This is a genomic window from Corynebacterium silvaticum (genome assembly GCF_004382825.2).
Lineage (GTDB): Bacteria > Actinomycetota > Actinomycetes > Mycobacteriales > Mycobacteriaceae > Corynebacterium > Corynebacterium silvaticum.
Genome location: NZ_SDQO02000002.1, coordinates 626,331 through 651,482, shown reverse-complemented (window position 1 = coordinate 651,482; position 25,152 = coordinate 626,331). Strand labels below are relative to the sequence as shown.

21 protein-coding genes and 4 pseudogenes are annotated in these 25,152 nt (G+C 56.2%); 8 read left to right on the top strand and 17 right to left on the bottom strand.

All coding sequences use genetic code 11. The annotated features are described in order from the left end of the window. Positions 1-300 precede the first annotated feature (300 nt). The 4 genes from ET810_RS07280 (at position 301) to ET810_RS07265 (ending at position 3,980) form a co-directional block, all read left to right on the top strand. A complete protein-coding gene (locus ET810_RS07280; protein WP_134316402.1) occupies positions 301-1,167 on the top strand; it encodes a MetQ/NlpA family ABC transporter substrate-binding protein in 867 nt (288 codons plus the stop codon). A 228-nt stretch (positions 1,168-1,395) separates the two neighbouring features. After that, positions 1,396-2,238 (top strand): MetQ/NlpA family ABC transporter substrate-binding protein, encoded by an 843-nt coding sequence (locus ET810_RS07275; RefSeq protein WP_134316403.1) that lies wholly within the window; start codon positions 1,396-1,398, stop codon positions 2,236-2,238. 45 nt (positions 2,239-2,283) lie between these two features. Further along, positions 2,284-3,306, top strand: coding sequence for a methionine ABC transporter ATP-binding protein (locus ET810_RS07270; protein WP_087453439.1), 1,023 nt, complete (start codon positions 2,284-2,286; stop codon positions 3,304-3,306). Then, positions 3,303-3,980 carry a methionine ABC transporter permease gene (locus ET810_RS07265; protein WP_087453438.1) on the top strand — a complete coding sequence of 226 codons (678 nt, stop codon included), beginning with the start codon at positions 3,303-3,305 and terminating at the stop codon, positions 3,978-3,980. The genes ET810_RS07270 and ET810_RS07265 overlap by 4 nt, the downstream gene beginning before the upstream one ends. 179 nt (positions 3,981-4,159) lie before the next feature. Here ET810_RS07265 and ET810_RS07260 read toward each other — a convergent pair whose 3' ends face one another. After that, the gene (locus ET810_RS07260) at positions 4,160-5,026 is read right to left on the bottom strand and encodes a sucrase ferredoxin (RefSeq protein ID WP_166741031.1); all 867 of its coding nucleotides are present in this window, start codon (positions 5,024-5,026) and stop codon (positions 4,160-4,162) included. A gap of 183 nt (positions 5,027-5,209) precedes the next feature. On the opposite strand from ET810_RS07260, the gene ET810_RS07255 reads away from it, so the two are divergent. Next, complete coding sequence (locus tag ET810_RS07255; protein ID WP_134316404.1) at positions 5,210-5,842, top strand: AMIN-like domain-containing (lipo)protein; 633 nt, start codon at positions 5,210-5,212, stop codon at positions 5,840-5,842. A 4-nt stretch (positions 5,843-5,846) separates the two neighbouring features. On the opposite strand, the pseudogene ET810_RS07250 reads toward ET810_RS07255, so the two are convergent. Further along, positions 5,847-6,526: pseudogene (locus ET810_RS07250) on the bottom strand (LuxR C-terminal-related transcriptional regulator). Between the two features lie 5 nt (positions 6,527-6,531). Then, positions 6,532-7,565: pseudogene (locus tag ET810_RS07245) on the bottom strand (PspC domain-containing protein). Positions 7,566-7,670: 105 nt separating this feature from the next. On the opposite strand from ET810_RS07245, the gene ET810_RS07240 reads away from it, so the two are divergent. Continuing rightward, positions 7,671-8,717 carry a PspC domain-containing protein gene (locus ET810_RS07240; RefSeq protein ID WP_087453434.1) on the top strand — a complete coding sequence of 349 codons (1,047 nt, stop codon included), beginning with the start codon at positions 7,671-7,673 and terminating at the stop codon, positions 8,715-8,717. On the opposite strand, the pseudogene ET810_RS07235 reads toward ET810_RS07240, so the two are convergent. The 5 genes and pseudogenes from ET810_RS07235 to guaB all read right to left on the bottom strand — a co-directional run bounded on the left by ET810_RS07235 (position 8,714) and on the right by guaB (position 15,642). After that, a pseudogene (locus ET810_RS07235) lies at positions 8,714-9,162 on the bottom strand (imm68 putative immunity domain-containing protein). The gene ET810_RS07240 and the pseudogene ET810_RS07235 sit on opposite strands and share 4 nt — an antisense overlap. A 127-nt stretch (positions 9,163-9,289) precedes the next feature. Continuing rightward, positions 9,290-10,864 (bottom strand): glutamine-hydrolyzing GMP synthase, encoded by a 1,575-nt coding sequence (guaA, locus tag ET810_RS07230; protein WP_087453433.1) that lies wholly within the window; start codon positions 10,862-10,864, stop codon positions 9,290-9,292. Between the two features lie 67 nt (positions 10,865-10,931). Next, positions 10,932-12,791: an APC family permease gene (locus tag ET810_RS07225; RefSeq protein ID WP_134316386.1), complete on the bottom strand. Its 1,860-nt coding sequence runs from the start codon at positions 12,789-12,791 to the stop codon at positions 10,932-10,934. A gap of 161 nt (positions 12,792-12,952) precedes the next feature. Then, positions 12,953-14,095 carry a GuaB3 family IMP dehydrogenase-related protein gene (locus ET810_RS07220; RefSeq protein ID WP_087453431.1) on the bottom strand — a complete coding sequence of 381 codons (1,143 nt, stop codon included), beginning with the start codon at positions 14,093-14,095 and terminating at the stop codon, positions 12,953-12,955. A 26-nt stretch (positions 14,096-14,121) separates the two neighbouring features. Continuing rightward, positions 14,122-15,642 carry an IMP dehydrogenase gene (gene guaB, locus ET810_RS07215; RefSeq protein ID WP_087453430.1) on the bottom strand — a complete coding sequence of 507 codons (1,521 nt, stop codon included), beginning with the start codon at positions 15,640-15,642 and terminating at the stop codon, positions 14,122-14,124. A 139-nt stretch (positions 15,643-15,781) separates the two neighbouring features. On the opposite strand from guaB, the gene ET810_RS07210 reads away from it, so the two are divergent. Then, positions 15,782-16,192: a DUF5319 domain-containing protein gene (locus ET810_RS07210; RefSeq protein ID WP_087453429.1), complete on the top strand. Its 411-nt coding sequence runs from the start codon at positions 15,782-15,784 to the stop codon at positions 16,190-16,192. A 12-nt stretch (positions 16,193-16,204) separates the two neighbouring features. On the opposite strand, the pseudogene ET810_RS07205 reads toward ET810_RS07210, so the two are convergent. Further along, positions 16,205-17,084, bottom strand: a pseudogene (locus ET810_RS07205) (hypothetical protein). Positions 17,085-17,086: 2 nt separating this feature from the next. Continuing rightward, positions 17,087-17,668: a sigma-70 family RNA polymerase sigma factor gene (locus ET810_RS07200; protein WP_134316388.1), complete on the bottom strand. Its 582-nt coding sequence runs from the start codon at positions 17,666-17,668 to the stop codon at positions 17,087-17,089. Between the two features lie 321 nt (positions 17,669-17,989). On the opposite strand from ET810_RS07200, the gene ET810_RS07195 reads away from it, so the two are divergent. After that, on the top strand, positions 17,990-18,271 hold the full coding sequence (locus tag ET810_RS07195) for a WhiB family transcriptional regulator (protein ID WP_087453428.1): 282 nt from the start codon (positions 17,990-17,992) through the stop codon (positions 18,269-18,271). Positions 18,272-18,355: 84 nt separating this feature from the next. Here the strand turns inward: ET810_RS07195 and groL are convergent, their stop codons facing one another. The 7 genes from groL to ET810_RS07160 all read right to left on the bottom strand — a co-directional run bounded on the left by groL (position 18,356) and on the right by ET810_RS07160 (position 25,058). Next, entirely contained in the window at positions 18,356-19,978 is a 1,623-nt protein-coding gene (gene groL, locus ET810_RS07190) for a chaperonin GroEL (RefSeq protein ID WP_087453427.1), read from the bottom strand. A gap of 11 nt (positions 19,979-19,989) precedes the next feature. Beyond that, positions 19,990-20,286 (bottom strand): co-chaperone GroES, encoded by a 297-nt coding sequence (gene groES / locus ET810_RS07185; protein ID WP_004566891.1) that lies wholly within the window; start codon positions 20,284-20,286, stop codon positions 19,990-19,992. 160 nt (positions 20,287-20,446) lie between these two features. Next, positions 20,447-21,502 carry a tRNA (adenosine(37)-N6)-threonylcarbamoyltransferase complex transferase subunit TsaD gene (gene tsaD, locus ET810_RS07180; RefSeq protein WP_134316387.1) on the bottom strand — a complete coding sequence of 352 codons (1,056 nt, stop codon included), beginning with the start codon at positions 21,500-21,502 and terminating at the stop codon, positions 20,447-20,449. 1 nt (position 21,503) lies between these two features. Next, positions 21,504-21,995: a ribosomal protein S18-alanine N-acetyltransferase gene (gene rimI, locus ET810_RS07175; RefSeq protein ID WP_087453425.1), complete on the bottom strand. Its 492-nt coding sequence runs from the start codon at positions 21,993-21,995 to the stop codon at positions 21,504-21,506. Next, the gene (gene tsaB, locus ET810_RS07170; RefSeq protein WP_134316384.1) at positions 21,996-22,670 is read right to left on the bottom strand and encodes a tRNA (adenosine(37)-N6)-threonylcarbamoyltransferase complex dimerization subunit type 1 TsaB; all 675 of its coding nucleotides are present in this window, start codon (positions 22,668-22,670) and stop codon (positions 21,996-21,998) included. Positions 22,671-22,787: 117 nt separating this feature from the next. Further along, positions 22,788-23,264 carry a hypothetical protein gene (locus ET810_RS07165; protein ID WP_087453423.1) on the bottom strand — a complete coding sequence of 159 codons (477 nt, stop codon included), beginning with the start codon at positions 23,262-23,264 and terminating at the stop codon, positions 22,788-22,790. A gap of 186 nt (positions 23,265-23,450) precedes the next feature. Continuing rightward, complete coding sequence (locus tag ET810_RS07160; protein WP_087453422.1) at positions 23,451-25,058, bottom strand: aspartate:alanine exchanger family transporter; 1,608 nt, start codon at positions 25,056-25,058, stop codon at positions 23,451-23,453. Positions 25,059-25,152 lie beyond the last annotated feature (94 nt).

The window sequence follows — 25,152 nt, the reverse complement described above, 5'->3', positions numbered from 1 at the left end:
GATCAATTACTAGACAAAGCTGTACATTTTGACCGACCTCAACTACTGTCCCAGTGATAACCGCATAAACCTAGAGGATTTCCATCTTCGCCTGAACAAAAATAGGCACTGAACAGTGCTAACCACACTGCCCTCCAGATCCTATATGTACGATTCAGTCGTCACGATCATCCTCATAGAGTCCAATCGGTTAACCGAGCTGTCTATAGATAAGTGACCTTCGGCTGGCGTCGAAAAGCTTTCTTGCTCACCCTTTTATCTTCATAACACCCGAACAAAATCTCGCTAAAGGACTCCACAATGAAACTGCTCCGCAGCCTCGCCGTTATCGCCGCATCCACGCTTGCCGCAACGGGTTTAGTCGCGTGCTCCTCCGATGCCAAGGACGGAACCACCATTAAAATCGGCACAACGGATTCCACAAAGAAGGCTTGGAGCGCCTTCGAGGACAAGGCCAAGGAAGCCGGAATCAAACTCGATATCGTCGACTTCTCTGATTACTCCACCCCCAACGACGCTCTGAATCAGAACCAAATCGACGTTAACCTCTTCCAGCACCTCAAATTCCTCGCAGAGTACAACACCGGAAAAGGCGCCGACCTCACCCCTGTCGGAGCCACCGAGATCGTCCCTCTAGCGTTGTTCTGGAAGGGTCACGACTCTTTAGACGGTATCGACGGCGAATCCATCGCCATCCCTAACGATTCCTCGAACCAGGGCCGCGCGATCAACGTGCTTGTCCAAGCCGGACTGCTCAAGCTCAAGCACGATGGCCTAGTCACGCCAGCGCCCGCAGACATCGATGAAGGTGCTTCCAAAGTCAAGGTCACCCCCATCGACGCAGCCCAGACGACCGCCGCCTACGGCGAAGGCAAACCAGCTATCATCAACAACTCATTCCTGGACCGAGCTGGCATTGATCCGAAGCTCGCTGTTTTCCAAGACAACCCAGAGTCCCAAGAAGCCGAGCCTTATATCAACGCTTTCGTCACCAAGGCCGACAAGAAGGATGACCCGAACATCGCCAAGCTAGTCGAGCTGTGGCACTCCACCGAAGTCCAAGAGGGTGTCAAGGAAGATTCCAAGGGCACTTCCGTTGAGGTAAAGCGCTCCCCCGAGGAACTGCAAAAGATCCTCAAGCGCCTCGAAGAGATCCAAGGTAAATAACGGCTTTTCGCTTATCGACGCCCCACCCCGGCCATATCGCCGGGGACAGGGCGTTTATGCCTTGTAGGCCATCAGCACCCCGACCTAACTCAGCACCGAATAGACCAAGCTGTACAAAATAAGTTCGCTCGACTACTCTGCCAGCGATAACAAAAATTCAACTGATTTTCATAAAGCAGCAAAAGCATACGTGCCGAGCACCTGCCAAAAGGAAGAAAACACGCGTCCATGAATATTCGTCACAGCATCGCGGCCATCGCAGGCACAGGGCTTGTCGCTTGTTCTTCGGAAAGAATCGACGATTCTGTCCGAATCGGCACCACTGACTCCACGAAAAAGGCATGGACAGTCTGGACAGACAAAGCGGCAGAAGCGGGAATCACGCTCGATGTCGTCAAATTTTCGGACTTCTCCACTCCTAACCAAGCTCTCAGCCAGAACCAGCTGGATGTGAATTTGTTCCAGCATTTGAAGTTCCTTGCCGAATATAACGTCAAGTCTGGCTCTGATTTGGTGCCTGTCGGTTCGACGGAGATTATCCCTCTGGCACTGTTTTGGAAGGGCCATGATTCGCTCGACGGAATTGAGGGAAACTCCGTAGCAATTCCTAATGACCCGACAAACCAAGCTCGCGCATTGAATGTGTTGGTGGCGGCGGGTTTGCTCAAACTTAAAGATGGCAGCCCCGATCTACCGGCACCGGCAGACATCGATAAGGAACAGTCCAAGGTCTCCGTCACCCCGGTTGAGGCGGCTTCAGCGCCGGCGGCTTATGGCGAGGGCAAACCTGCGGTCATCAATAACACTTTCCTCGATCGCGCAGGGATCGATGCCAAAACCACGATTTTCCAAGACGATCCTTCTTCTGCTGAGGCAGAGCCTTATATCAATGTGTTAGTGGCTAAGAAGGAGAATAAGGACGACCCGAGGTGGCAGAAGCTTATCGAGTTGTGGCACACCTCCGAGGTGCAGGCCGCACTGGCAGAGGATTCAAAGGGGACCTCCGTGGAAGTCAAGCGCTCGCCTGAGGAGCTACAGCAGATTCTCGATCGACTTCAAAAGCAATCCTAAAGTTTGGCCCACGTTTTACGCGTTTAACAGCAGAAGGCATTCCCTATGAACGGAACCCGTATTGAGTTTGAAGACATCACCAAAGTCTTCAGCTCAGGTAAGAAAAATATCACCGCTCTCGATGGCGTCAGCTTGACCGTCGAGCCGGGCGAAATTCTTGGCGTCATTGGTTATTCTGGCGCCGGAAAATCAACACTTGTCCGCATGATTAACGGCCTAGACTTCCCTACCTCGGGGCATCTGCGTCTAGACGGCACTGACATCGTGGGCATGCCAGAGAAGAAGCTCCGCAGCATTCGTGCTGGCATTGGGATGATCTTTCAGCAATTCAACCTGTTTACCTCTCGCACGACTGCCGGAAATATTGAGTATCCGTTGAAGCTGGCGGGCGTCGATAAGCAGGAGCGCAAGCGGCGTGTCGACGAGCTCCTCGCATTCGTGGGGCTCTCCGATCGCGGCGGCAATTACCCTGAAGAACTATCGGGCGGACAAAAGCAGCGCGTCGGCATTGCCCGTGCGCTCGCCAACAACCCGGCGCTTTTGCTTGCCGACGAAGCCACCTCAGCGCTGGACCCAGAAACCACGCATGAAGTCCTCGACCTTTTGCGTAAGGTCAATCGCGAGTTGGGAATTACCATCGTCGTGATTACTCATGAGATGGATGTTATCCGCTCTATCGCCGACAAAGTTGCTGTCATGGAAAACGGAAAAGTGGTCGAATACGGCAGCGTCTACGAAGTCTTTTCGCATCCTCAGACGCGCGTGGCCCAGCGCTTCGTTGCTACGTCGTTACGCAATACTCCCGACGCCATTGAATCGGAAGATCTTCTGGCGCACGAGGGCCGACTCTTTACGATCACACTCTCTGAGGACTCAGGATTTTTCACCGCAGCGGCGCAGGCCAAGGACGCAGGAGCCGGAATCGGAATCGTGCACGGCGGCATCACTACGTTGCAGAAACATTCCTTTGGCAAAGTCACTGTCCGCCTCACCGGCCCCGACAGCGTCATTGACAACTTCTTCGCTTACCTTTCCACCACCACCGACATCCAGGAGATCCAGCGATGACCACTCAGATCCTCGCCGCCAACTGGTCCCGTCTTGGCGACACCTTCACCTCCGCCATCGTGGACACCCTCATCATGGTGTCGGTCACTCTCGTCGTCGGTGGCCTGCTTGGTCTTGCCCTCGGCGTCCTGCTGTATACCACCCGCGCCGGCGGAATTCTCCAGAACAAATTCATCTACACCGTTATTAATATCTTGGTGAATTTTGTTCGACCTATCCCATTTATCATCATGATTACGGCATTCGGCCCCCTCACACTGGCAGTAGTGGGCACGACCATTGGTCGCGAAGCCGCCATGTTCATCATGTCCATCGCCGCAACCTTCGCCGTTGCGCGCATCGTGGAGCAAAACCTTGTCACAATTGATCCCGGTGTCATCGAGGCTGCTCGTTCCATGGGAGCAAGCCCCTGGAAAATCATCACGTCGGTGATTGTCCCCGAGGCTCTAGGACCGCTAGTCCTCGGCTACACCTTTATCTTTATCGCCATCGTGGATATGTCTGCCATGGCCGGCTATATCGGCGGCGGCGGTCTGGGAGACTTTGCCATCGTCTACGGCTACCGTGCCTACGATTGGGAGGTCACCTACGTAGCGACCTTCGTGATCATCCTCATCGTCCAGATTGCGCAGCTCTTTGGTAACTGGCTATCAAAGAAAATCATGCGACGATAGAAAGAATCGTCGATTCTTTCCGGTGGGCGTCATACTTTTCTTGTATGGCGCCCACTTTCTTATCTTCATAGCATGCCCGCTTAGTACCCCCGGCATAGTTGGCATAGTTTCCCCGGCGCGACTGGTGATCGCGCTATAAACACTTCACCGCTAGTAATTCGCTGCCGTGATCTTGTGGTCTACGGCTGCCGTCTCACTACTGAATCAACAAACCAGGCTTTTCCTGTTGTCGGAGGATTCCCACACGACGCCACAACGCCTTCCACTTCAGCCTCATGCATAGTCACGACCCAAGACCGATCGCCCGATGCCTCGGTGATCAGGGAAGAATCGTCGATTCTTTCCCACACAAACTGCCCAAGTTGTGGTTTTTCGCCATTATTCGCCACGTGCTCTGCCACCGCGATCTCCGCTACTTGTCCCTCGGGCGCCCACAGCCCTCGGCCTCGGCACCCTGGGAGGAACAGTTCGCCGCGTCGTGCGGTGCGATAGAGCTCTTGCGATGCGACTTCGTTGAGCCGGCCCCAGGCGTATCCCCACGGCATCAGAACCATAGAAGGCGCAAAGCGATGCCCTTTGGTATGGCTGCATTCCCAAATAGGAGCTTCTGGGAAGGCCCGGCACAGCGATGCCGCGATCGGGCGTCCTTTGATCGCGCAGCAGGCGTCTCGCTTGGCATGGGTGCAAATAAGAAGGATTGGGTCTACAACCCGTGTTGCCCCGTTTTTCCCCGGCCCCGAAAGGTCCAAGGAACAAATGTCTTCGGCGTTTTCTACTGTTAGAGTTTCCGCGATTCCCGCGGATCCGAACACTAAGTACACCGTTTTGAGTGGCTTATCGACGTGCCCAGCTCGCCCCGGCTTCCGAATCAGGTAGAGTCCCACGCCCAACGCTTTAAGCCTCGAGGACACTTCTGCGGTAAATGTATTTCCGTCAAGAATGTCATGGCTCCATGCCCCGGTGTGCTCTAGCAACACATAGGTATCGCCCACTTTGGAAGTTCCGGGTAAAGGCTCGATGTGAACGTCAGAGCACAGGTCAGTCATGACGATTAGCGTATCGTGTAATTAAATAAGGTGCAGCTAAGCCTCATCTATGCGATCAATGCGGGAAATCACCCACGCATTAAGAGGCAGCACATCTGATGCGTATCTCAATTTCACAACGATTGCCTGGAATATCGCCTCTAAGCTTCATTAGAAGTCGCCTGACACGTTACGGTAGGACACATGAATGAACACCCAGTTGGCAGTCGCTCCCGTTGGAAGCTGCCCGCTGCTGCGCTTGCAGCTGCCCTAAGTGTGACGGGACTAGCCGCTTGTTCTACGGATAAAGCCTCCGCACCAAAGGATGCTGTTACTTCCGCATCTACACACTCGGAGTTGCCTTCGGCGCCTGCATCCTCATCTAATGCAGGACTCGTCCCTCTGGGCGATGCCAACAAGGAAGCGAAAACACAGCGTCCCGAGAAGTCCGAATCCATCGTCACAGGTGTCCGAGTTGGGCATCACGAGACCTTTGATCGCGTGGTCTTTGATATCGAAGGAACTGGAACGCCCGGCTGGTTTGTGGACTACACGTCGTCCCCGACGCAACAGGCAAGCGGTAATCCCATCCAGGTTCGCGGTAAGGCAGCGCTCAACGTCAACATTGACGGCACACTGCTTCCCTTTGAGCTAGGTAAGCAGGATCCGCAGATCGGCACTGTACAGGGCGTTGGAAACATCACCGAGGTCAAATCTGCTGGCACCGTAGAAGGCCGTTCACAATTTGTAATCGGTTTGGATTCCGAGCACCCTTACTCCGTGCAGATCGTCCCCAACCCCACGCGCGTTGTGATCGACATCCGTTCGCAGTCCTAGCACCCTAAGCTAAGTCGCGGGAGTGTGCCCAGCGGGTAAGCGCATGCCTATTCGACTGCTGGGTCTTCCGCAGAATGTTCGAAGCATGCGTTTCGACGGTTTTGACCGATATGAAAAGCTGCGCCCCAATTTCTTTATACGTGTACCCGCGGGCTAGTAGGCGCAGCACTTCCAATTCCCTCCGGGTCAGCGCGTCCACTATCGGGTCAGAAACCTGTTTACCCTCCTCTACTTCCCTGTCCGACTCCGGAGAATCGACAACCCCGGCCCCCATGGGATCGGGACGGGCGAAGGCATCGAGGACAAAACCCGCTAGTCGTGGCGAAAACACGGCGTCGCCGTCGTGCACCCGCGTGATGGCGTCGACAAGCTCTGTGCCCGAAATCGTTTTTGTCACATAACCCCTGGCCCCCGCGCGAATCACTGAGATCACGTCCTCAGCGGCATCGGAAACGCTCAAAGCCAAAAAGCGCGCAGGCGTTTCGACCCCACGCAACACTGCTACCCCGCCGCCGTCGGGCATGTGGACGTCGAGAAGCACCACATCGGGTTGCGAAGCATCAATGACTGCCACGGCCTCGCTGACAGTCCCAGCTTCCCCCCCACGATCTCCACTTCACCCCAATCTCAGCGCGAACGCCCGCACGGAACACAGAATGGATCGTCAACGAGAAAAATCTTCATGCCTCCTATTGTTTCTTGAAAGGCATGCGAATGGCTACCTCAGTTCCCGCCGAATTATGAATCTGCACGTCACCGCCAGCACGCTTCACCCGACCCAGGATAGAATCGCGAACTCCATGCCGACTCTCATCCACAGTCTCAAGGTCAAACCCCGGCCCACGATCCCGCACAAAAATAGCCAACTCCTCAAAACACTCCGCATACACATCCGCAGAGTTCTCCCCCGAATGCTTCGCCGCATTCACCATCGCCTCACGCGCAGCCAACACCGCGGACTTCATCGACGCATCCAACGGCCGATCCTCCCCCACAATCACAGGCGAAATCGTTATGGCAAACATGTCTTCCACCTCGCCACAGGCCCGCTCGATCGCCTTAAAAACCGTGGCATCCTCCCGTGGGGAAACCAGCCACTGCCGCAATCTCCGCCCGCTCATCAGCCGCGGCCTTTTCCGCGCGCCCCACGCTCAGCCGCTGCAACACCCGCACCACAAACGGCACCACTAACGCCGCCACACCAGCCAAAGTAAGAACCACCGTAATCACAGCCGAACCAAAAAACTGACGATCCTGCCATTGGACCGCCGCAAACAACACTCCCACAAACACTAACGACGCCCCCACCCCAATCATGACCACCGCATAATCAGAAGTAATCCGGTCATAAGCGAGCCATGCCAACAACACGCCAACACCAATGACCCCAAAAGCCGCCACAACTCCCGAAGAAATGCCCGCTGCTTTCCACAAAAATCCCGAGACACCGAACGCCCCGCCTAGCGCGGCGACCGCTAGAAGCCAGTTTGTTGACTGCGTCCACGCCAATGTTTCAGAAGTCTTTCCGGAAAGACTTTGACGTCGTGAAGATCCACAAGGCCGTATAAACCATCACCCCTACCCCGTTGAATAAAGCCAACGCGGCAAGCCCTATCCGAACCCGCACCACACTAAAACCAAAATATCTGGCTAAACCCGCGGCGACGCCTCCGATGACGTTGTTATCACGGTCTCGATAGAAAGGAGGATAGGCCTGTTGCATGCATGCTATTTTCCCATAGCGTTTCTGATTACCCCATCAGGTGAAACCCTGATTTTTACTAATTCAGGGTCTTCCCCGATGTGTATTTCCGTATAAGCGTTCACAATGGAAAGCATGAACGAGACACTTCATCAGATGTGGGACACTCGCCCGGTGCGTTTACCTCGCGAGCAAGGCAGCGAGGCGAAACTCTTAGGCGTGTGTGAGGGCATTGGGGTTCGTTACCAAATCGACCCGACGTTGGTACGCATCTTTTTTGTTATCTTCGGTTTCCTGGGTGGCGGTATTTCCTTATACCTCATCGCTTGGTTTCTGATGCCAAAGTATTCGCTTGTAAAAGCACCTGTTGATTTGTTGCGTCAAGACGCGTCCGTCAAAGACAGCAAAATCTTACGTAGCGAACGAAACACCGGATGGACACTCATTCTGGTGATCTTGGTGATAGCTCTTTCATCCGGAAGCTCAGATACAGTACTGTTTGGGGTAGGTCATTTTGGCGCATTCATCGTGTTCTTCCTCGCATGGTACCTATTGCACCAACGCACGCCTGAACCTCCAATGGGATTGTTGCAACAGCACCCGGACGCCGCAGGCCCGCACGTAGACTTAAGCTCTTATAGTCCGGTGGAAGGATTCACTGCACCGTTTACTGCACAGCAGCCACCAGCGTGGGATCCTCTAGGGACCGCCCCTTTTGCTTGGGATCTTCCGGAACCCGGCCCAGCGCCACAACCTAAGAAACGTCGTAACCCGTGGATCAGAGGGCTGATGTGGTTTGCTAGTGGCATTGTCATCGTTGCTGCGATGCTTGGTCCTCGGGAAGGAATCGACGATTCTTTCGGAGACATCAACGCACGGCCTGCCACCGCCACACAGCTTGCAGACTCCTACACTCTCCGAGCCGGCGACATTAGTCTCGACCTCAGCCGTATCGAGTCTTTGGATAAGCCTCGTCAGGTCCAGGTTCAGACAAAGGTCGGCGACGTGCATGTCCTGTTACCAGAAAAGGTACGAGTGGAGGTCAGCTGTGGGACGCGAATCGGCGATAAGCACTGCACCGAGGGAGTACATAACCCTGACGCGCAGGGAGAAACGTTGAAGCTGCGGGTGACCAGTGGCATTGGCGATGTCACGGTGCAGCCGACGGGTTAAGAATCCAGTTGGGCTCGGACCTCTTCGCAGAGGTTTCCGAGCTCGTACCAGTCGGATTCGTCGATACGCTCAAGGCGATAGTCCTCGGGGCTGAGGGCATAATGTTTGAGGGCTATGGCCAGGGGAAGGATGCGCTCGGAGGTGGCGTCGATGCGCATCATACGATCGTGGGGGCCGCCGATGCGCGCAAGGTTAAACGCCCCACTTTCTTGGATTCTAGGATCAATACCGAGAGGTCTAGGACCAACTGGAATGCTGAATCGAAGTGGAAACCGGCTCCGTCGAGGGAAGCCTCGGTGTAGTTTCCGTGGAGCTCGTCGAGGTGAAAGTCTTGGAAGATTTCCTCGATCGTGAGCACTTCGCTTTTGGAGTCAAGGTACTGCGTCAGGGTGCGGCTATCGGCGGAATCGCCGAAGAATTTCCCCCAGTAGGTATCGATAATCATCGCAGTATCCTTCCTCGTGCGTTTACTGCAACCAGAGTTTAGACCCAATTATGCGCAGTTGCATCCGCGAAACACACTAATAAAAACGCTAATGGCTACCGACAACTCGGTAGCCATTAGTCAGCGATTACTCCCACTCGATGGTTCCTGGGGGCTTGGACGTGCAGTCGAGAACCACGCGGTTGACGTCTGGCACCTCGTTGGTGATGCGCGTAGAGATCTTCTCCAAGACCTCATAAGGCAAGCGCGTCCAGTCCGCAGTCATCGCGTCTTCGGAGGACACTGGGCGCAGCACAATCGGGTGACCGTACGTGCGACCATCGCCTTGAACGCCCACGGAGCGGACGTCGGCAAGCAACACCACAGGGCACTGCCAGATCTGGTCGTCCAAACCGGCAGCCGTGAGCTCGGTGCGGGCGATAAGGTCAGCGGCGCGCAAGGTCTCTAGGCGATCCTCGGTGACCTCGCCGATGATGCGGATGCCGAGGCCAGGACCTGGGAAGGGCTGGCGATTCACGATCTCCTCGGGCAGGCCTAGTTCCCGACCAACCGCGCGAACCTCGTCTTTGAAAAGCAGACCCAGCGGCTCAACGAGCTTAAACTCCACGTCATCGGGAAGTCCGCCGACGTTGTGGTGGCTCTTGATATTCGCGGTGCCCGCGCCGCCACCAGATTCAACAACATCCGGGTACAAAGTTCCTTGGACAAGGAAATCTACGCTCGCTCCCGGAGCACTTTCCAGCACACCGGCGACAGCACGCTCGAAGGAACGGATAAACTCCGCACCGATGGCCTTGCGCTTTGCCTCTGGCTCGGTGACACCAGCCAGCTTATCCAGGAAAGCTGCCCGCTCGTCAACCGTCACCAACTTAGCGCCTGTCGACGCCACAAAGTCCTTCTGCACCTGCTCTCGCTCACCGGCACGCAGCAGACCATGATCCACAAAGACGCACGTGAGACGATCACCGATGGCGCGCTGCACCAACGCTCCCGCCACCGCAGAATCGACGCCACCGGAAAGACCACAAATCGCACGGCCTTCAGGACCAACCTGATCCCGAACCGCCTGGATAAGCTCTTCAGCGATATTTGCCGCCGTCCAATTCTGCTCCAGCCCTGCGATCTCTGTGAGGAAGCGAACCAGAACCTCTTGGCCGTGCGGCGAGTGCAGCACCTCGGGGTGATACTGCACGCCCGCCATGCGCTTTTCGACGCACTCAAACGCCGCAACCGGAGCACCCTCCGAGTGGGCAGAAACGACGAATCCTTCCGGAGCTTGAGACACAGCATCGCCGTGACTCATCCAAACCTTATGGGCCTTTTCTAATCCGTCGTGCAGTATGCCGCCCTCGACGACCAACTCGGTACGTCCGTATTCGCGGTTGCCGGTGTTGGCGACGGTTCCCCCAAGCGCATGGGTCATCGCCTGGAATCCATAGCAAATACCGAAGACAGGGATTCCTAATTCCAGCAACGCTGGGTCAAGAGACGGCGCCCCGGTCTCATAAACAGACGAGGGGCCACCCGACAAGACTAGCGCCGCAGGATTTTTGGCTTTAATTTCTTCAACGGTCGCGGTATGTGGAACCACTTCCGAGTAGATCTTTGCTTCGCGGACGCGCCGGGCAATGAGCTGCGCATACTGAGCGCCGAAGTCGACGACTAGTACCGGATTATGTTTTTGGGGAGTTTGCTGTGTCACGCTGCATACACTACCGCATGGGCTAGGACCCTAGATACCGGGGCTTAGCGACGAGCGTCGAGAAGCTTTATCCCAAGTGGACATGCGGATGCGGTTTTCCGTCCTTATTAGCGCGCCAAATTATCTCGTGGACTACAACCGCGTTTTGTCCTTTACCGATAGCCAGATAGCGCAGCATATCGCGCACAGGAGAACCTGGCGACCAAGAAAAGTACACGTCCACATTCCCGCGGTGATGCATATCCACTGCGAGCGCCGCGATGGTATTCGGGATGGCTGCAGATTCTGTGCGAAGAATCGTGTGTCCCCCGCACACATGCCCTGTGACCACAAGCGCTGAGCTAAATTCGCTGGCGTCTCGTATCCCTACCTCCAAAAAGATGACGGGCTGAGAATCTGGAATGTGATTGCGGGCCCGGACCTCGTGTTCTTTGCGCTCATATTCGGCTGGGTCATCGGAGCCTATGGAATGCGCAATGATCGCAAAGGGGCCACAGGTGGAATCGATGATGCGCAGCGCCTTCTCGTCATAAGAAATAATGGGGCTGCGCAGTTCAAAAGCTCTGCCCACGCGGGAAACCATAGATACCACGATGATCGCCACGATAAACCAAAAAGCCACTTTGAGTCCCTCGGGGCGCTCAACCATGTTGGTGATTGTGGTGTAACCCAGAACCAACGTCACCAGGCCATAAGCGAATGGCTTCCAATGCGGGCCGCGTTTGCGCCGAACGTCCACAGCAGACGAGAGCGTGACCGCTAACGCCCCGGAGAGCAAAAGAACTAGGACACCCGTGGCATAGGCCCCAGATTGCTTATCCACGTTTGCCCTAAAAATTATGGCTACGGCAAAAGTAATAGCGGCCACCACTTTCACCATCGGGCGTGTCTTAGCCACCCACGCGGGGGCCATGCCATAACGCGGTAGATAACGTGGAATCAGGTTAATCATGCCGGCCATGGCTGAAGCACCAGCGAACCACAGGATCACCACGGTGACCAGGTCATAAGCACCGCCAAAGAACGGGCCAAATTGCTCGTGGGCGAGGTATGCGAGGGCGCGGCCGTTGGCAGGGCCGCCGTCGATAAGCGAATCTGCAGGAACAAGTAGGGTGACCACGATCGACGAGGCAATGAGGAACACGCTCATGATAGACGCAGCCACAAGCAGTAGCTTCCGCCCGGCGCGCACCTTCCCCGCGCGGCCTTCTGCGCCGCCGTCGATCTGCGGTATGACTGCCACTCCCGTTTCAAAGCCGGAGAGGCCCAATGCGAGTTTGGGGAAAACCAGCAGCGCCACGAGGACGATGCCCAGTGGCTGCGGGTGCGCGACGATCACAGACTGCCACCAGTCCCCCACCATGGAGGGGTGCAGGCCGATTCGAATGAGCCCTGTGGTCACGATGATGGCGGTCAGAACCAAATAGACGCTGACTAGGACCACCGATACCCTAATTGCCTCAGTGAATCCCCGGTAGAACACCAACGCCAGCGACGCCAGCATAGCGATCGTCAGCGGAATCGTCCATGGGCTGGACGTCGTGTGTAGCAGATGAGCCGTGGCGTCTGAAGCCGACAGCGTCATGGTGATGGTGAAGTCCGTTGCAGCAAACCCGAGCAGTACAAGGATCAGGAATTTCCTTTTCCAACCATGCACAAAATGGGACAGCACTGCGATGGATCCCTGACCGTCTGGCGACTCGCGCGCAATACGCCGATAGACGGGCACTGCGCCCAGCATCGTCACAGCCACAAGCACCAGCGTGGCAATAGGCACCAGCGCTCCTGCAGCAACGACTGCGATGCCAGGCTGGTAACCGAGCGTGGAATAGTAGTCCACACCAGTCAGGCACATGACCTTCCACCAAGGGTGCTTGGTGGCTGGGGACTCCTGTAACCGGCGATCCCTCTTGACCAGATGCGTCATGGAAGACAGTTCTACGCCTAGGCGGCCCCAAGACCAATAGCTCTCACTGTGCAATAAATCAGTACGTTGCGGCTCCTAGGTTCATTGCTTATCGACGCCATCACACAACGCCGGCCCCCATGACAGGGATACCGGCGTTGTGTGGGAAAGAATCGACGATTCTATCGGATCGTCAACTCAACTTTTTGGAAGCTCTTCAAATCCGTGTAGCCGCACTTAGCCAGAGCGCGCTTGAGTCCGCCGACAAAATTTTCTTCGCCGAACACGTTTGCAGATGGCCCATGCAAGACGACCTCGAGGCTGACGCGCTCCGTGGTGGGAATAATCCCAACGGTTCCCACGATGCCTCGCGGGAAACGCGGATGCGCTGCAGCTGATGGCCAGAAAAGTCCTTTGCCTGCGGCTTCGGTGGCCCTGGCAAGGGGTTCCCCAAGGATGACTGCGTCCGCACCGCATGCGATAGCTTTGACAGCTTGTCCAGAGTTATTGATGTTCCCGTCGGCGATCACGTGGACATAGCGTCCTCCGGTCTCGTCGAGGTAATCGCGACGTGCTGCGGCCACGCCTGCGATAGCGGTGGCCAAGGAGTCGTCGATGCCTAAGGCTAGGTCGTTGGTGTTTGAGCCACCACCGGCGATGATGCCAACTGCACCTGCGCGCATGAGGTGAAGCGCAGTGGTGTAATCGCTGACGCCGCCAGCGATTACTGGCACATCAATCGATCCGATGAATTCTTTGAGGTTGAGCGGCTCGCCGCTTGTTTCTACGTATTCAGCGGAAATGATGGTGCCTTGGATGATGAGCAGATCGGCGCCTGCTTTGATCAGCAAAGGAGCAAGCTCGCGGCACTTTTGTGGCGATACGCGTACTGCCACAACGGCTCCCGAGCCGCGTACCTGGGCAATCCGCTCGGTGAGCAGATCTTTATCCAGTTCTGCGGCATGCAGTTCCTGCAGTTTCTTGGTAGCTCGGCCAAGCGAGGCTAGATCAAGTTCATCTTGGCCATGTGCCTCTACGATCTCGTTGATTGCCGCGTCCAAGTCCGCATGACGGCCCCACAGGCCTTCCGCGTTGATTACGCCGAGTCCACCTTGTTTATCCATCTCGATGACAAATTCGGGGCTTGCCAGCGCATCGGTGGGATGGGACATAAATGGCACTTTGAAGGTATAGGCGTCAATGTGCCACGTAGTATCCACGTCTTTGGAGGACCGTGTGCGACGCGCTGGTACGACCGCGATGTCATCTAGGTAGTAAGTGCGGCGAGCCTCACGGCCAATCCCGATTTCGACGTAATCACGCATGATGAAAAGGAACCTTCCCGATTTTATTAGTGGTAGTTAGGTGCTTCGACTGTCTGCTGAATGTGGTGCGGGTGTGATTCGCGAAGCCCAGCAGAAGTAATTTGGACGAAGCGAGCGTTCCACAAATCATTTATCGTAGCCGATCCGGTGTACCCCATGGATGCCCGCAGACCACCTACCAGCTGATGCGTGATGGCCTCGATGGAACCACGGAATGGGACGCGTCCTTCGATTCCTTCCGGAACAAGCTTGTCTTCGCTCTTAACATCCGATTGGAAATACCGGTCTTTGGAGTAAGAGCGCTTCTCGCCGCTGAGCCCTCGGCCCTGCATTGCACCCATGGAGCCCATGCCGCGGTAGCGCTTGTACTGTTTTCCGCCCACGACGACGATCTCACCGGGTGATTCGGTGGTGCCTGCCAGCATGGAGCCAAGCATGACAGAGGAGGCTCCGGCTGCCAGTGCTTTTGCTAGATCGCCGGAGAATTGCATGCCGCCGTCTGCGATAATTGGGACGCCTGCTGCGTGAGCTGGGACGGAGGCTTCCATAATCGCGGTGATTTGGGGCGCACCCACACCTGCGACAACGCGGGTTGTACATATCGAGCCAGGGCCAATACCAACTTTGATAGCGTCGGCTCCTGCTTCGATCATGGCTTTTGCTGCCGAGCGAGTGGCGAGGTTTCCGCCGATCACATCGACGCGGTCTCCCCATTCCTTCTTGACCCGGGAAACCATGTCCAAAACACCACTGGAGTGCGCATGCGCGGAATCGACGACGAGCACGTCCACGCCGGCGTCGACAAGCGCTCCGGCGCGAGTCCAGGATTCCTCCCCTACTCCAATGCCTGCGCCGACCAGCAGTCGGCCAGTGCTGTCCTTGGAGGCATGCGGGTACTGCTCGGTCTTCACAAAGTCTTTCACCGTGATCAGTCCGACAAGCTTTCCTTGCTTATCGACGATCGGCAGCTTCTCCACCTTGTTAGCGCTAAGCAGGTTCAGCGCCTGCTGCTTTGTCACGCCTTCTTCTGCCACAACAAGCGGCATCTGAGTCATAATCTCCGAGACTTTGATGCTGAAGTCCTGCTCAAAACGCATATCGCGGTTAGTGCAGATTCCCAAGAGGGTTCCATTGTCATCGACTACCGGCAATCCGGAGATTCGGAAGCGGGCGCACAGTGCATCTACTTCCGCGATGCTCATGTCGGGGGAACACGTAACTGGGTCTGTCACCATGCCGGATTCAGAGCGCTTGACTGTCTCTACGTGTTGGGCTTGTTCCTCTATGGAAAGGTTACGGTGCAAAACCCCCATGCCGCCTTCGCGGGCCATCGCAATCGCCATACGCGACTCTGTAACCGTATCCATGGCTGCAGAGATGATCGGAATATTGAGCGATATGTTGCGGGTAAGCTGCGTAGATGTAGACACTTCACTCGGGATGACGTCAGATGCGTCGGGGAGAAGGAGAACATCATCAAATGTCAGGCCAACGAGAGCCACTTTGTCTGGGTTGTCGCCACCAGTAGATACGCGCTGCTGCGTCATCTATGTACTCCTACCAAAGGTAAATATGTGACCGCTGTGGGTGCATGCATTCGGAAAATGGGCGTTTTCACGCTCTACCTAGACTAACCCCTACCAGCATTTTGCAGGAATCCACAGGTGGAATCGCAGATGCTTGCCCATGCTGAGACGGACCAATATGGTTAAGCACGTGAACTTTGACTGGCAAATGCCCCGCGACCCCTTCGCTGATGATCCGAACGATCCCGCGTCGTTCTTAGATGAAGACGAGCCCTTGCCACCACTCAGCGAGGCTGAGAAAAAGCACATCGAAGAAGACCTACGACTGGTCCAACGGTTCAAAAAAGTCCTACAGCCCCGTGGCATCAACGGAATTTTCTTCCTCTGCGAAGACTGCAACGAGGAACATTATTACGACTGGGACATCATGCTGGAAAACATCCGAGCCACCCTCAATGGCGAGCTCAGCCCAGTCCACGAGCCCAGCCTCAACCCCAACACCCAAGCCTATGTTCCTTGGGATTATTGCCTAGGATACCTCGACGGACTCGAGGCACCCCGCTTCTTCTAACGGCCGCAGCCCCTAGTGGACTTGGAAATGGTCCGGCTGCGGCAGCTCAAGTAACGGGGGTAGGCGCAGGCGTCGAAACAACAGCTGAGCTGCTTGGGGCTGTGGAACGATCAACGCTTGGAGCCACAGACGTAGAATGCGCCGGGGCAGGCTCCACGGTGACAGTCTCCGTCACCGTAGTGGTCACGGTAGTAACTACCGTTTCAGAAGAGGCTTCTGGCTCAGCCGGTGGAGGTACCGGGGCTACTGTGCTGCCGCGTTCGGCCTCTTTGATTCGTTCTTCGGCTTGCGCGCGATCGCATGCGTTGAGCATATTGACCAGCTCTCGGGCCTGCTCAAGTAGTTGGCGCGCGCCTTCCTTATCGCCTTTGGCGTTGAGATCATTCGCTTGGTCCAGCTTTGAGGCAAGGGCTACTACGGCCTCAGTATTTGTTGTTTGTCCAAAGAACTTTTGATTCAACGCATATAACGCGGAGCCTTCACCTGCGTTATAAATAGCGGTGCCGCCACCAGCAATGATGAGCGTTGCTGCTGCTGCACCAACCAAGGCATGAGCAACGGCGTTGCTCCACCTACGGCGAGGAAGCTCGATAACCTCGGCCACGGGGGCGTCGATAAGCGGGGCAGACTCCGAGGAGTCCTCTACCGGGGCTAATTCTCCCGTGGGAAACTCCTCCACTGAGCCAAGACCCAGCATTGCCAACGTGGGAGCCTGCGGAACATCAGCCTGAATCTCAGCGCGAGCATCCAAGAACAACCGAGCCAACGGGTCCTGCCCATCGGTCGGGTCAACGCCCTGAGACAGGTGCGTTAGAAACTGGTCGTCTGCCTGCAACTGCTCAACAGATTGCGTGGCCTCGACCCCGTCTCTCGCCCAACGGCGTTCTGTCATCCTTAGTTCTCCTGCTCTAATGCCTTGCGCAATGTGGCAAGTGCCCGATGCTGCGCTACACGCACCGCACCTGGCGTGCTACCAACGATCTCCGCTGTTTCTTCAGCCGAGAGCTCCACAAAAACTCGAAGAGTAATAATCTCGCGAGGCTTATCACCTAGTAAATCGAGAAGTTCCCTCACTCTGTTACTACCGGCCGCTACCAGCGCAAACGATTCCGGCGTTTCGAGTTCCACCTCAGTTTCTGGAACATCCTCCGTGGGATTGGCCACATCACGGGAATACGCCCGGTGAGCATCAGCGACTTTGTTGGACGCAATACCGTACACAAAAGCCATAAAAGGCTTCCCCTGGTCCACAAATTTGCCTATCGACGTAGCCACCGCCAAGCAAATCTCCTGAGCCACGTCCTCCGGGGTCGGATGCCGACCGCTGTTTAAGCGAATGCGCGCATAGCTCAGCACCTTCGGGTAAATGATGGAGATAACCCGTTGCAGCGACCGAGAATCACCCCCGGCAGCGCGCGGTACGAGACTTGAGAGCTCAGTCTCTGTTTCGGCCACTGCTAGCCCTTTCTCTTCCATCATTCATGTGCAGAACCGAGCTCGTCTAAGCTCGGTTATCGGCGGTGCTTCTAGTCCATATAAGAACCACCGCATTATCTAACGATACAAAAAGTAAATAATACCTGGGACATAGCCTCAGTTATCAACTCTAGTCGTAGCGAGGATTCTGGAAAGAATCGTCGATTCTTTCCAGAATTTTCTCCCTCTTTCCTCCGCGTCCATGCCTTGTTTACTTCACACCCCCACAATCGAGAACGCAGCTTTCCCTCATATTTAGAGTCTGCCCCAGCCCACTGGCATGTCTACTGGCATGCCTCTGACATAAGGACCACCCTTCATATGCACAACACCGACCTATTACCGGCTCCGCAAGCCCAGTTATGGGATTGGCAATTGCACGGAGCGTGTAGGGGAACCCAATCGGAAATTTTTTATCACCCCGAGGGCGAGCGAGGCCTTGCCAGGCGGTCTCGCGAACGCAAGGCGAAAGAAATTTGCGCTTTGTGTCCGGTGATGAGGAATTGCAGGCAGCATGCGCTCCAATACGCTGAGCCTTATGGGATCTGGGTAGGACTCTCCGAATCGGAGCGGGCGTCAATGCTGGCGCAGCGACACGCCTAGTTCTCAATTCAATAACAAAAATACCGAGCGTGGTAGGAAACCAACGCTCGGGATTTTTACACCGTTGTTCTAGTGGTAGCGATTCTAGTGGTGGTGATGGTGGTGATGCCCACCGGCTTGTGGTTTAGCCTCAACGGGTTTTTCCACAACAGATGCCTCGGTGGTTAGGACCATGCGAGCAACAGACGTTGCGTTGACCACTGCAGAGTGGGTGACCTTGACGGGGTCGATGATGCCCTGTTCGATCAGGTTCCCGTATTCCAGGGTTGCAGCGTTGACGCCTTCCCCGTTGGGCAGCTCAGCGATCTTGGAGACCACAACAGCGCCGTCGAGACCTGCGTTGTCAGCAATCCAATAAGCGGGCTTGCTCAAAGCGTTAGCCAAAGCGTTGACGCCGACCTTAGCGTCGCCATCGAACTCCTCAGCGTATACGCGCAGTTCCTTCGCGATCTGTACAAGCGCGGAGCCACCGCCAGCGATAACGCCCTCTTGCGCTGCCGCACGAGCAGCGTTGATAGCGTCTTCGACTCGCAGTTTGCGCTCGGAGACCTCAGTTTCCGTAGCTGCGCCGACCTTGATCACTGCGACGCCACCAGAGAGCTTAGCCAGGCGCTCTTCAGCTTTTTCACGATCCCAACTGGAATCTGTGTTTTCGATCTCGCGACGGATTTGTTGGCGACGATTCTCCACTGCGTCGGAGGTTCCCGCCCCATCGACGATGATGGTCTCATCCTTGGTCACGGTCACACGGCGAGCGGTACCAAATACCTCAACGCCAGCCTCATTCAGGTTAATGCCGACCTCTGGGTCAACCACGGTGGCACTCGTGACGACCGCAAGGTCATCCATGAATGCTTTACGACGCTCACTAAAATACGGAGACTTCACAGCCACAGCGCGCAGCGTCTTCCGGATGGAGTTCACCACGAGAGTCTGCAGAGGCTCGCCCTCTACGTCTTCCGCGATGATAAGAACCGGCTTGTTTGCTTCGACTGTCTTTTCCAGCAGCGGCAGGAAGTCCGGCAGCGAGGAGATCTTGTTCCGCACAAGAAGGATGTACGGGTCATCGAGCTCAGCGCGTTGGGAATCGGTGTCGGTGATGAAGTACGGCGACAAGTAGCCCTTGTCAAAGGACACACCTTCGGTCACATCAAGGTAGGACTCGATGGACTGGGACTCTTCGACTGTTACTACGCCGTCCTTGCCCACCTTTTCCATCGCTGCAGCAACCATGTCGCCAATCTCAGCGTCACGGGAGGACACGGTAGCTACGTTGGCGATGTCCGCAGCGGAAGCTACTTCTGCTGCACGCTCACGAAGCTTCTCCACGGCCTTATCAGCCGCCGCGAGGATGCCACGGTTCAGCTCGACTGGATTAGCTCCAGCGGCAACATTGCGCAAGCCTTCTGTGATAACAGCCTGTGCCAGTAGCGTTGCGGTGGTGGTGCCGTCGCCAGCGATGTCGTTGGTCTTTACCGCCACCGATTTCACGAGCTGAGCACCGAGGTTCTCAAAGGGATCCTCGACGTCGATTTCGCGGGCGATGGTCACGCCATCGTTGGTCACCGTCGGGCTACCAAAAGCCTTTTCCAGCACCACGTTGCGGCCACAGGGACCAAGCGTTACTTTCACCGCATTAGCCAGCGTGTCCACACCCTTCAGGATGCCTTCACGGGCTTCCTGGTTGAATGCAATCAGCTTTGCCATAGATAGTCGCCTTACTTCTCAATGATCGCGAGAACGTCGCGAGCGTTGAGCAGGAGGTATTCTTCACCGTTGTACTTCAGCTCGGTTCCGCCATACTTGGAGAACACAACGGTGTCGCCCTCTTTGATGTCCATAGGAACACGGTCGTCACCGTCAAAACGGCCAGGACCTGCTGCAACAACCACACCCTCTTGTGGCTTTTCCTTAGCGGAGTCTGGGATAACCAGGCCAGAAGCAGTGGTGGTCTCAGCTTCGCTGATCTGGACGAGGACGCGGTCCTCAAGGGGCTTAATGTTGACGTTAGCCACGATATACCTTCCGTACAATGAAGTTTCTCTTGTGCCGGTTGCGGGAATTCCAGCACAGCCGTCGTCGCGGGTGAACAACTGTGTGAGTACAACCTACTGGCACTCTACCCCTGCAAGTGCCAGCACTCAACAAAGTTATCTGCCAGCGAACTCCCCTGTTTTACATATCTGCATACACAAGCGGAATTTCCACTTCCAACGAGGTATCAGTGCCAATGCTCAACCCCGACTGCGGTGCGCCTTCGTGAATGAGCTGCGCCGCCACGGCAGCGATCATGACCCCGTTATCCGTGCACAGCTTGAAGCGCGGGACGCGAAGCTCAATACCAGCTGTCTGGCATCGCGCCGCCGCCAGCTCCCTAAGTCGTGAATTAGCCGCCACCCCGCCGCCCAGGAGCAAGACTTTGGCGCCGGTGTCTTGGCAGGCAAGAATCGCCTTGTGTGTCAACACATCACACACAGCTTCCTGAAAGGAGGCGCACACGTCTTCAACGCTAATCACGGTCTGCTCGCGTTCCGCTTTTTCCACGTAGCGCGCCACGGATGTTTTTAGGCCAGAGAAAGAAAAGTTGTAGCGGTGCTCACCGCGCAGATCGTCGGCACGCGAAAGTCCCCGAGGAAAGCGGATAGCCTTGCGGTTTCCCCGCGCGGCGAGCTTATCGATCACCGGGCCGCCTGGATATCCCAGGCCGAGCAGCCGTGCAACCTTGTCGTAGGCTTCCCCAGCGGCGTCGTCAAGCGTGGATCCCAGCTCTTTCATTGGTTTACCCACGGCCTGAACTTCCAGCAGCTGCGAATGCCCGCCCGACACCAAAAGTGCGATGGCATGAAACAGCTCCTCGCCCTCCAGATTGGCCACTGCGACGTGCCCACCCAGATGATTCACACCGTAAAAAGGCACATCCCACGCCGCCGCATAGGCCTTGGCCGCGGAAGCCCCCACCAGCAAGGCACCGGCAAGTCCAGGCCCTACGGTCGCAGCCACCGCATCAGGCTTATCGACGCCCGCCTCATCCAATGCCCGCCGCATCACCGGAACCATCGCCTCAAGGTGCGCCCTAGAAGCAATCTCGGGGACCACGCCACCAAAGCGCGCGTGCTCCTCCATCGAGGAGGCCACTGCGTCGGCGAGGATCCGCATGCTTCCATCGGGCGAAAGTTCAATAATGCCCACGCCGGTCTCGTCGCACGACGATTCGATGCCAAGGACAATCATGTTATTTTTCACTCTCTTCATTGCTTTCCACAGCCGATGGCATCCGCACCATCACATAGGCATCCGCACCTGAGGGCTGATAGTAGTTTTTCCGGACCCCTTGGCGCTCAAAACCATACGACTCATACAAACGTATAGCGGGCTCATTGGTTGTCCGCACCTCTAGGAACACCGGCCCCGCAGCACGATCCGCCACAAACATCATGTTGTCCATCATCAAACGAGCCGCCCCACGACGCTGAAACTCAGGATCCACCCCGATGGTATGGATCTCAAACTCTGGGTCATCAGCCGGGCCCAACATAGCCAAGCCCGCGTATCCGAGTATCTGGCCGTGATCCAGCGAATCCACAACCGCAATATACAGCGTGTGCGGATGGTTCATCGCCACGCACAAATCCTCTACCGACCACGGATTTTCCTCTGCAAAAAGCAGCGTCTCCAATTCCGCGCATCGTGGCGCATCAGCAGCAGTTAGTTCTCGGAGAAACATCTAGAGTTCTACCTCCGGGATCGCCGAGGACCTCGGCTTTGGCGCTGGCTCTTTCGCATCAGGGCGACGCAAATACAGCGGTTCCAAAGGCTCAGGCGTCTCCGAGAAATCGGCTACAGCGACGAGGAATTCCGGCAAGGGGCGCATATGCACCTGGGGCACATCTGCCACGGATTCGGGAAGAAGCTGCCCTAGCTTTTCCGGGATCGAGACTGTGGAGATTCTGGAAGGAATCGACAATTCTGTCGGAGAAACAATGCTCGGTCCCATCGTCCGCACGCCCTTAGAGTAGAGCGACCAATAGATCTCCTTGCGTCGCGCATCCGTGGCAACGAGGGCTTGCCCGCCCAGTTGCGCGGCAATCGCATCATGGGTGCAGACGCCATGCACGGGAATACCGAGTGCATCACCAAAGGCTGCCGCGGTGACCATCCCTACCCGGAGTCCGGTGAAAGGCCCTGGCCCGCAGCCGACCACAATCCGGTCAACATCGGCGAATTTTTGTCCTGATTCTTCCAGGATCTCCACGACGGTAGGAGTCAGCAGCTCATTATGCTGCCGGCTGTCCGTAAAAATCCGTTGCGCGATAACAGTCCCGGTGGCTGTATCGGCGGGAACTCGGACGAGTCCGACTATGAGGTCAGGGGTGGCGGTATCCAGAGCAAGAACAAGCACGCTTAAGAAGAGTAGTCGCTTCTTAAGCGTGCTTGTTATCAGGACCCAATTCTTTCTCGGAATAAACCGAACATCAGGCCCACCCTGAGCTGCTAGGTCTGGCGGATGAAGGAATTTTTAGTGGCTGGTTCCGATCTTCCACACGCCGTCTTGCTTGATAAATGGGATCAGGGAGGATGTCTCAAAACCACCCTGTGGGCCGACGGAACATACATCAACCTGGTTACGGTTGAGCTGTTCAAAGCGGATGTCTCCATCGCCGCTCGCCATCACGAGGTAGTTCACGTCCTCGGGGACTTTGCCACCGTTGAGGTGTAGGTCAGTGGTATCGATGCCATAGTTCTGGGCGATGCTCTGCTCAGTAGCACCGGGGCAGATCATTGCGCCGGCCACCCACTCCGGGCCATAGAGGTCGCTCAGCGATAGCGCAGTGGCGTGGACGCCGGAACTACCAATTTTACGGAGGGTGCTTTCCAAAGCGCCTTCTTTGTTGGTGGTCCCGCTCCGGCCATGTGCCATGGCGATCATCGCGATGATAACAACGAGAAAGGCAACAATAATAGCGGCAAGTAGGCCACGGGCAAGTTTGTTCATGGGCTCGTAATGCTCCTGGATTGCACAATAGGGGTGGGTCAACCGTTATGGAAGCCTCTTGAGCTAAAACCGTACTACGTCGAGAGCATAGAGTGCTGCACCGACTGAGTTTTCTCTAAGAGTACGCAGCACCCCGTATCCTCTGCGTTAGTGCACGGATGCGGGGTGGCGTCGATAAGCTTGTACCTAGAGCAGCAGAAGCAAAAGCATCTGGCTAGCCACAATCTTTCCGATCATGGCTGTGGGGTACACCGTGGCATAGCCGCGCGTGGCCAATTCAGTGCCGGTCTGCCCGTTCAGATAAGAAATAATCGCCGGGTTTATGGTTACACCAGCAGCCACCCCCATGGCCTCATCCCACTTCAGCTTGAGCAATGGCATGCACACTGCTGCAGTAATCAGCGCAGAAGCCAACGTGACCACAAAACCTGCCGCAATAAGTTTCAGCGAAGAAGGGTCCGTCAGGGCATGGCTGAAGCCAACGCCTGCCGACGTTCCCACGCCAGCGAGGAAAATCGACAAACCAAAAGCACTGATTGTATGGTTCGCGTGATACGGCAGCGGCCAATGAATCGGGCCCGTGCGGTGCACAGCCCCCAGAATCAAACCGACTACGATCGACCCGCCGCCGAATCCCAAGGACAAGGTGTTCCCGCAGGGCAGCGGAATCGGAATAGCACCGACGAGCAGGCCCAAAGACAAGCCGATGGCGAAGGGAAGCAGGTCGACGTCGGCAAGCTGTCGCTCCGAATCGCCGAGGAAACGACGCACCTCGTTCATCCGATTCTTCGGCGCAATCACGCGTACGCGATCGGAATAGTGCAAAACATCGTCGGCTTCAGGAACAACTTCAGCGTCGCCGCGACGCAACCTAGCGATGATAAACCCAGAGCGCACAGTATCTAGCTCAGAGATTTTCCGCCCCACGACGTGCTTGCTAGAAACCGTCACTCGCAGATACTCAAGGTCGGTGTCTTCAATTTTTAGGTCCACAGGCGCGCCAAGCTTGGCGATCGCCCGCTCTAATGCCTCAGTCGTGCCGTTAATCACCAGCACCATGCCTTCAAAAAGTCGGTCGCTGGGGGCAGCAAGCGAGTGGAAGCTATCGGAATGCACCACACGGGTAGCGATGATCTCTTCACCAGCTATCGACGGAAGCTGGGCAATAGTTCCCGTGATCCTCGGGCCGATGCGCACGCCAGTCCACTCCAGAGGATCCATCACCAGGCCCTCTTCTTCCGCGTCCTTAGCGTGGTTAACTTTCAACGCACGCGCTCCAATCGCAGCGACCAAGATGGACCCAATGACGGCACCGGGATAGGCCAACGAATACCCCACCACGGGTTCTGCTACGAGAGAATCGTCGATTCCTTCCAGAATCGCCATCATTGCGGCCATGCCGGGAGTAGAAGAAATAGCTCCCGCGAACATACCTGCGCCCGCGGCGCGCGAGCCAAGATCGAATGAGGTGATAAGCGCGTAAGAGATGCCCATCAGCACCATCAAAAGACCGATCACGTACAGCGTGAGTTTCCAGCCGCGGTGTCGGAACTCAGCAAAGAAAGCAGCACCGGCGTTCAAGCCGATGGCATACACGAACATCGCAAGCCCCAGCTGAAAAATCAGCGGAGGCAGCTGCAAAGCTGGATGAATAGTAGAAAGGGCGAGTGCGACGAAGAGAACGGCCGCAGCGCCGAGAGAAATGCCGAATAGGCGGATCTTCCCCAGAGCTAGTCCCAACGCGAGGATGAGGACCAGAGTGATAAGGGGTTGCGTCGCAAGATAATCGAGCACGGCGCTTCGAGACTCCAATCTGAAAGTACAAGGACGTGTTCAGGCAGAAGCCGGATGCGGTCGACGCGTAACGACGCCCACCACTTCCCCACGG

What these genes read in the sequence shown, in the direction of transcription:
- ET810_RS07280 (WP_134316402.1), top strand. Translation starts at nt 301, where the DNA reads ATGAAACTGCTCCGCAGCCTCGCCGTTATCGCCGCATCCACGCTTGCC.
- ET810_RS07275 (WP_134316403.1), top strand. Translation starts at nt 1,396, where the DNA reads ATGAATATTCGTCACAGCATCGCGGCCATCGCAGGCACAGGGCTTGTC.
- ET810_RS07270 (WP_087453439.1), top strand. Translation starts at nt 2,284, where the DNA reads ATGAACGGAACCCGTATTGAGTTTGAAGACATCACCAAAGTCTTCAGC.
- ET810_RS07265 (WP_087453438.1), top strand. Translation starts at nt 3,303, where the DNA reads ATGACCACTCAGATCCTCGCCGCCAACTGGTCCCGTCTTGGCGACACC.
- ET810_RS07260 (WP_166741031.1), bottom strand. Translation starts at nt 5,026, where the DNA reads ATGACTGACCTGTGCTCTGACGTTCACATCGAGCCTTTACCCGGAACT.
- ET810_RS07255 (WP_134316404.1), top strand. Translation starts at nt 5,210, where the DNA reads ATGAATGAACACCCAGTTGGCAGTCGCTCCCGTTGGAAGCTGCCCGCT.
- ET810_RS07240 (WP_087453434.1), top strand. Translation starts at nt 7,671, where the DNA reads ATGGAAAGCATGAACGAGACACTTCATCAGATGTGGGACACTCGCCCG.
- ET810_RS07225 (WP_134316386.1), bottom strand. Translation starts at nt 12,791, where the DNA reads ATGACGCATCTGGTCAAGAGGGATCGCCGGTTACAGGAGTCCCCAGCC.
- ET810_RS07220 (WP_087453431.1), bottom strand. Translation starts at nt 14,095, where the DNA reads ATGCGTGATTACGTCGAAATCGGGATTGGCCGTGAGGCTCGCCGCACT.
- guaB (WP_087453430.1), bottom strand. Translation starts at nt 15,642, where the DNA reads ATGACGCAGCAGCGCGTATCTACTGGTGGCGACAACCCAGACAAAGTG.
- ET810_RS07210 (WP_087453429.1), top strand. Translation starts at nt 15,782, where the DNA reads ATGCTGAGACGGACCAATATGGTTAAGCACGTGAACTTTGACTGGCAA.
- ET810_RS07200 (WP_134316388.1), bottom strand. Translation starts at nt 17,668, where the DNA reads ATGGAAGAGAAAGGGCTAGCAGTGGCCGAAACAGAGACTGAGCTCTCA.
- ET810_RS07195 (WP_087453428.1), top strand. Translation starts at nt 17,990, where the DNA reads ATGCACAACACCGACCTATTACCGGCTCCGCAAGCCCAGTTATGGGAT.
- groL (WP_087453427.1), bottom strand. Translation starts at nt 19,978, where the DNA reads ATGGCAAAGCTGATTGCATTCAACCAGGAAGCCCGTGAAGGCATCCTG.
- tsaD (WP_134316387.1), bottom strand. Translation starts at nt 21,502, where the DNA reads ATGATTGTCCTTGGCATCGAATCGTCGTGCGACGAGACCGGCGTGGGC.
- rimI (WP_087453425.1), bottom strand. Translation starts at nt 21,995, where the DNA reads ATGTTTCTCCGAGAACTAACTGCTGCTGATGCGCCACGATGCGCGGAA.
- ET810_RS07165 (WP_087453423.1), bottom strand. Translation starts at nt 23,264, where the DNA reads ATGAACAAACTTGCCCGTGGCCTACTTGCCGCTATTATTGTTGCCTTT.